Raw genomic sequence first — 6,629 nt, 5'->3', positions numbered from 1 at the left:
TGGCGCCGAGGCGCAGCGGGCCGCCTGGGGGCGGGCGACGACCAGCTTCGCCCTGTTCCAGGCCGGGGCCGCCTACGGCCTGTCCTTCCTGTTCGAACGCAGCGGCGGCGACTACCAGATCCTGTTCGTGATCGGCGGCAGCGCCGTGACTCTCGCTTTGGCGATCGACCTCGTCCTGGCGCTCGCCATCAAGCCCAAGGCTTCCGGAGCATCCTCATGACCCAGGCCTACACCATCATCGACCACAGCTACGATGTGGTGATCGTCGGCGCCGGCGGCGCCGGAATGCGCGCGGCACTCGGCATGGCGGCGTCGGGGCTGAAGACGGCCTGCGTCACCAAGGTGTTCCCCACCCGCAGCCACACCGTCGCGGCCCAGGGCGGCATGGCGGCGTCGCTCGGCAACATGGGCGACGGCGACAACTGGCGCTTCCACATGTACGACACGGTCAAGGGCTCCGACTGGCTCGGCGACCAGGACGCCATCGAATACATGTGCCGCGAGGCCGCGCCGGCGGTCTTGGAGCTGGAGCAGTTCGGCGTGCCGTTCTCGCGCACCGAGGACGGCCGGATCTACCAGCGGCCCTTCGGCGGCCAGACCCTGAACTACGGCAAGCAGATGGCCCGGCGGACCTGCGCCGCGGCCGACCGCACCGGCCATGCCATCCTGCACACGCTGTACCAGCAGTGCCTGGCGCACCGCACCGAGTTCTTCGTCGAATACGTCGCGCTCGACCTGCTGATGGACGAGGACGGCGCCTGCCGCGGCCTGCTGGCCTGGAATGTCGAGGACGGCACGCTGCACCGCTTCCGTGCCCACCGCACGGTGCTGGCGACCGGCGGCTATGGCCGGGTCTACTTCTCCTGCACCGCGGCGCACAGCTGCACCGGCGACGGCAACGCCATGGCCCTGCGCGCCGGGCTGCCGCTGGCCGACATGGAGTTCACCCAGTTCCACCCGACCGGCATCTACGGCTCCGGCTGCCTGATCACCGAGGGCTCGCGCGGCGAGGGCGGCTACCTCACCAATTCCGAAGGCGAGCGCTTCATGGAGCGCTATGCCCCGACGGCGCGGGACTTGGCCGGGCGCGACGTGGTCTGCCGCTCGATGACGATCGAGATCAACGAGGGCCGCGGCTGCGGCCCAGAGAAGGACCACATCCTGCTGCATCTCGAGCATCTCGGGGCCGAGGTGCTGCACCAGCGGCTGCCGGGCATCAGCGAGACGGCGAAGATCTTCGCCGGGGTCGACGTGACGCGGGAGCCGATCCCGGTGCTGCCGACCGTGCACTACAACATGGGCGGGGTGCCGACCAATTTGCATGGCGAGGCGACGACGCTGTGCAACGGCGATGCCGAATCGGTCGTGCCCGGGCTGATGGCGATCGGCGAGGCGGCCTGCGTCTCGGTCCACGGCGCCAACCGGCTGGGGTCGAACTCGCTGCTCGACATCATCGTCTTCGGCCGCGCGGCAGCGCACCGGGCGGTGGCGACGCTGCGGCCCGGCGACAGCCACGCGCCGCTGCCGCAGGCGGCGACCGACCGGGCCCTGGCGCGGCTGGACAAGGTGCGCTGGGCCAAGGGCGACACCGGCGCCGGCGACATCCGGCTGGCGATGCAGCGGATCATGCAGCGGCACTGCGCCGTGTTCCGCGACGGCCCGCTGATGGAGGAGGGCTTAAGCAAGCTGGACGAGGTCACCGGCCCGATGCGGGCCGATCTCGGCCTGGGCGACCGGTCGATGGTGTTCAACACCGACCTGGCCGAGGCGCTGGAGCTCGACAACATGCTGCAGCAGGCGACGGTCAGCCTGCGCTCCGCCATCGGCCGCACCGAAAGCCGCGGCGCCCATGCGCGGGAGGATTTCCCGAAGCGCGACGATTTGGACTGGCTGAAGCACACGCTGGCCTGGCTGGACCCGGAGGGCGGCGTTCGCCTGGACTACCGCCCCGTCCACATGCAGCCGCTGTCCAACGAGGTCGCGTCGATCCCGCCGAAGGAGCGGGTGTATTGAGCGGCTCTCGACCGCGGTGCCCGGCACCGGATGTGTAGGCCATCACACCAACTGTCATGCCCGGACTTGATCCGGGCATCCAGAGGCTATCGACAGTCTCTGGATTGCCGGGTCAAGCCCGGCAATGACAGTAAAAAAGATAGAGCCACAGGGCGGGTTCGAAGACGAACCCAGCCTGTGGCTCGTGAGCTTCAGCTCTTCAGCGAGGCCTTGACCGCGTCGAGGCCGGGCTTGCCGTCCAGGGTGGTGACGCCGTCGAGCCACTTGGTCAGCAGGTCCGGGTTCTCGGTCAGCCACTTCTTGGCGGCGGCGTTCTGTTCCATGCCGCCGTCGAGGATCATCGACATCATCTGGTTTTCGGTGTTCAGGTCGAACACCAGCTGCTTGGCGAGCTTCTGCACGTTCGGGCAGCCGTCGATCCACTTCTTGTTGGCCAGGGTGCGCACGGTGGCGCCGCCGTAGTTCGGGCCGAAATAGGCATCGCCACCGGTCAGGTAGTCGATCTTGTACTTGATGTTCATCGGGTGCGGCGCCCAGCCCAGGAACACCACCCATTCGCCGCGGCGCGTCGCCCGGTCGACCTGGGCCAGCATCGCCTGTTCGCTGGCCTCGACCAGGTTCCAGCCGCCGAGGCCGAACTCGTTCTTGCCGATGATGGTCGACAGGTTCTTGTTGGCGGAGGAGCCGGGCTCGATCGAGTAGATCGACTTGCCGAACTTGTCGGCGAATTTCTGCAGGTCGGCGAAGTCCTTGACCCCGGCCTCATAGGCCTCGTGGTTGACCGCCAGCGTCACCTTGGCATCGGCCAGGTTGGTGCCGACCAGCGCGACATCCTGCTTGAGGTAGGGGTCGACCATCTCGGTCTGCGACGGCATCCAGTTGCCGAGGAACAGGTCGACCTGGCCGTTCTGCAGCGACTGCAGGGTGACGGCGACCGACAGCAGGTCGACCTTGGGTGCATAGCCCAGGCCCTCCAGCACGGTGTTGGCCAGCGCCGTGGTCGAGGTGATGTCGGTCCAGCCGACATCGGACATGATCACGGTCTTGCAGGCCGCCGCGTCGTCGGCCAGGGCGGCCGTGGCCGGGGTCAGCACGGCGATCGCCGCCGCCGCGAAAAGGAAACGTCTTGCGCTGGTCATCTTAGCCTCCTGTTGTTCCATCTGGACGGGGGCCTGGTCAGCCCTTCTCGTCCTCCGCGGCCGCCGCATGGACGGCGCGGATCTCGCTCAAACGGTCATGGATCTCGGCCTCGAACGGCGCGACCTTCGGTCCGGTCGTGTCGATCGACAGGTTCAGCACCTCGCAGTCGGCCAGGATGGTGCCGTCGACGGCGTGGCGCATGCGGTGGTGCAGGGTGAAGCGCTTGGCGTCCATGACGCCCAGCCGGGTCTCGATCGTGACGTCGTCGCCGGCCCGCACCTCGTGCCGGTAGCGGAGCTTCATCTCGCCGGTGAAGACCGTGCGCCGGCTGCGCGCCCGGTAGGCGGCGTCGATCCCGGCGAATTCGAGGAAAGCGTCGGTGGCGTGGCTGAAGATGACGGCGTAATAGCCGTCGTTCAGGTGGCCGTTATAGTCGGTCCATTCCTTGCGCACCGTCTCGCCGTGCAATCGCAGCGGCGTCTCGGTCGTCGTCCGATCCGAAGAGATTGTGCGGTCCGAAAGGTCTGTCGGGTTGGCCACGGTCGCTGGAACCTGCATCCGCCGGGTGATCCTCGCCATCGGCCCGCCTCTGCGGACGGGCTTGGAATGCAGGCGATGCTACGCGGCGGATGCGGCCGGCCTTGACCGATCGCGACGCCGGCCTGATCGAAACCGTCGTGGCCCTTACGCCTCCGGTTACAGCCCGAGCAGCAGCCCCAGCTTCATGCCGATGGCGCGGAAGATCGAGGCCTTCGGCGTGTCCTGGGCGGCGACCAGCGGCACCTTGCGCACCGGGCCGTCGGGCGGTGCGATGTCCAACTCACCCAGCACCTGGCCCTTGGCGACCGGCGCCTCGATCGGCTGCTGGAACCGGGCGGTCACCGTCACCTTGTCGAAATCGGCCGGCTGCATGGTCATGGCCAAATCCTGGGCCACCGTCACCGGCACCGTGCTGTCGGCGCCGAGCCAGACCGTCGCCTCGTCGACCGTCGCGCCGGCCTTGTACATCGGGTACAGGCGGAACTGGTTCCAGCCCCATTCCAGCAGGCGGGCGCCCTCATCGGCGCGGGACTGCATGCTGGGCAGCCCGTTGACCACCAGGATCAGGCGGCGGTTGTCGCGCACGCCCGACGCGGTCAGGCCGTAGCCGCCTGCATCGGTGTGGCCGGTCTTGATGCCGTCGACATTCATGTCGCGGTACAAGAGCGGGTTGCGGTTCCCCTGCTTGATCTTGTTCCAGGTGAATTCCTTCTCGCTCTCGTACCGATAGTACTGCGGGAAGTCGGTGATCATGCGATCGGCCAGGGTCGCCAGGTCGCGCGCGGTCGAATAATGCTCCGGGTCGGGCAGGCCGTTGGCGGTGACGAAATGGGTGCCGTTCATGCCCAGGGTCTTGGCCATCGCGTTCATGCGGTCGGCGAAGGCGCTCTCCGACCCCGCCAGCCCTTCGGCCAGCACCACGGCGGCGTCGTTGCCGGACTGGATCAGCAGGCCGCGCAGCAGGTCCTCGACCCGGACGTTGTCGCCGATCTGGACGAACATCTTCGACCCGCCGGTCTGCCAGGCCTTCTTGCTGACCGGGAATTTGGTGTCGAGCGTGATCCGCCCGTCCCGCAGCGCGTCATAGACCAGATAGGCCGTCATCATCTTGCTCATCGATGATGTCGGCATCCGCGCGTCGGCATCCTTCTCCATCAGCACCGTGTCGGTGGTGGTGTCGATCAGGATCGCCTGCTTGGCGATGGTGTCGACCGTGGCCGCAGCGGCGGGCAATGCCGCCAGGCCGGCGAGGAGGATGAGGGCGACGGTGCGGAGATGGGAAACCGGCATCGCAATCTTTGGCATGGGGCGGGGCATGGCCGCAGGGATACCGTCATCTGGCCTCGCTGCCAACCCGCGCCTGTCATGTCGGTGATGGCGGGGCCGGGGTGTGGCCGCGGCGCATCGGCGCACCGAGGATGCCGGACCGGGCAGGCGGCGGAATCGGACCGTCGCCGGCTCTCGCCCGGAATGCCTCGAATCCGGTCGTCATCCACTGTCCGGCACGGCCTGTCCTCATGCGCGGGAAGCGTCCGAGTCCGCGCAACTATGCGAATTGTACCGCCTCTATCCCTTTCGGGTCATAGCGCAATGATGGCGCCGCTTGTACAATGTGTGTCGTGGTGGGGGCCACTTTCATGAAAAAGGGGCAGGCAGCAACATGGGGTGCGCAATTTTAGGAAAACTATCCCGATCATTTTTACGCAAGTTTTATAAATGAAAATGTTCCTACATACGCTCGGACCTCATTGGGAGACATTGTTCCCATGCTGAAGCACGCCGACATTTGGGCGGCGATCGACCGTCTCGCCAAGCTGAACGGATTGTCGCCCTCCGGCCTGGCGCGCCGCGCCGGGCTCGACCCTACGACCTTCAACCCGAGCAAACGCCAGTCGAGCGACGGCAAGCTGCGCTGGCCGTCGACCGAAAGCATCGCCAAGATTCTCGAGGCGACCAGCAGCTCGATCGCGGCCTTCGTGCGGCTGATTGACGACGGCTCGGGCCTGCCGGCGCGCCGGATCCCGGTGATCGGGCTGTCGCAGGCCGCGATCGAAGGGCAGTTCGACGCCGCCGGCCGTCCCGCCGGCAAGGCGTGGGACGAGGTCGACTTTCCCAACCTGTCCGATCCGCACGCCTATGCGCTGGAGATCGGCGGCGACGACATGGCCCCGGTCTATCGCGACGGCGATCTTGTCATCATCTCGCCGACGGCCGGGCTGCGGCGCGGCGACCGGGTGCTGGTGAAGACCGCGACGGGCGCGTTGCTGGTCGGCGAACTGGTGCGCATCAGCGCCAACCGCATCGACCTGCGGCCGCTGGGCGCCGACCCGGCACCGCAGTCGCTGAAGCTGTCCGACATCGCCTGGAAGGCCCGCATCGTCTGGTCCAGCCAGTAGCCCACATCGCAGGGCGGGGCTGCAGCCAGCCGGTGTTGGCGGCGCCCCGGGGCTCGCCTATGCTCCGCCGGTCAATTTTACGGGATCGGATGGGGCAATCATGGCGAGATATGCGCTGACCTTCATCGACGGCACCTGGCATGAAGGCAATCCGCCGATCATGGGTCCGCTGTCGCACGCCGCGTGGATGTCCTCGATCATCTTCGACGGCGCCCGCGGCTTCGAAGGCGTCGCGCCCGATCTCGACCGGCATTGCGTCCGCGCCGTCGCCTCGGCCCGGTTCATGGGGCTGGCGCCGACCAAGACGGCGGAGGAGATCGAATCGCTGGCGCGCGAGGGGCTGGCGAAGTTCCCGGCCGACGCCGCCGTCTACATCCGGCCGATGTTCTGGGCCGAGGATGGCTGGATCGAGCCCGATCCCGCGTCGACCCGATTCTGCCTGTCGATCTACGAATCGGCGCTGCCGCTGCCGGGCGACGACGCCGCCTGTTTCGCCCAGGGGTTGCGCCGCCCGTCGCCGGAGATGGCGCCGACCCTGGC

At 67.6% G+C, this 6,629-nt stretch carries 7 protein-coding genes; 4 read left to right on the top strand and 3 right to left on the bottom strand.

Going from position 1 to position 6,629, the window contains the following annotated elements:
* A partial coding sequence (locus AC3XYG_RS10445; RefSeq protein ID WP_489139764.1) for a YbfB/YjiJ family MFS transporter occupies positions 1–220 on the top strand: 220 nt, incomplete at its 5' end.
* The gene (sdhA, locus tag AC3XYG_RS10440; RefSeq protein WP_489139763.1) at positions 217–2,013 is read left to right on the top strand and encodes a succinate dehydrogenase flavoprotein subunit; all 1,797 of its coding nucleotides are present in this window, start codon (positions 217–219) and stop codon (positions 2,011–2,013) included. The genes AC3XYG_RS10445 and sdhA, both read left to right, overlap by 4 nt.
* A gap of 191 nt (positions 2,014–2,204) precedes the next feature.
* On the opposite strand, the gene choX is transcribed toward sdhA, so the two are convergent.
* The 3 genes from choX to AC3XYG_RS10425 all read right to left on the bottom strand — a co-directional run bounded on the left by choX (position 2,205) and on the right by AC3XYG_RS10425 (position 4,983).
* Complete coding sequence (gene choX, locus AC3XYG_RS10435) at positions 2,205–3,152, bottom strand: choline ABC transporter substrate-binding protein (protein ID WP_489139762.1); 948 nt, start codon at positions 3,150–3,152, stop codon at positions 2,205–2,207.
* Positions 3,153–3,189: 37 nt separating this feature from the next.
* Positions 3,190–3,711, bottom strand: a complete 522-nt coding sequence (locus AC3XYG_RS10430) for a thioesterase family protein (protein WP_489139761.1) — start codon at positions 3,709–3,711, stop codon at positions 3,190–3,192.
* A 138-nt stretch (positions 3,712–3,849) separates the two neighbouring features.
* Complete coding sequence (locus AC3XYG_RS10425) at positions 3,850–4,983, bottom strand: D-alanyl-D-alanine carboxypeptidase family protein (RefSeq protein ID WP_489139760.1); 1,134 nt, start codon at positions 4,981–4,983, stop codon at positions 3,850–3,852.
* Between the two features lie 476 nt (positions 4,984–5,459).
* Here AC3XYG_RS10425 and AC3XYG_RS10420 point away from each other — a divergent pair, with 476 nt between their 5' ends.
* Positions 5,460–6,089 carry a S24 family peptidase gene (locus AC3XYG_RS10420; protein WP_489139759.1) on the top strand — a complete coding sequence of 210 codons (630 nt, stop codon included), beginning with the start codon at positions 5,460–5,462 and terminating at the stop codon, positions 6,087–6,089.
* 100 nt (positions 6,090–6,189) lie between these two features.
* The coding region (locus tag AC3XYG_RS10415; protein WP_489139758.1) for an aminotransferase class IV at positions 6,190–6,629 on the top strand (440 nt) is incomplete at its 3' end.

This window comes from Inquilinus sp. (genome assembly GCF_057815775.1).
The sequence above is the reverse complement of the archived record's forward strand: the minus strand, read 5'-3'. Positions and strand labels throughout refer to the sequence as shown.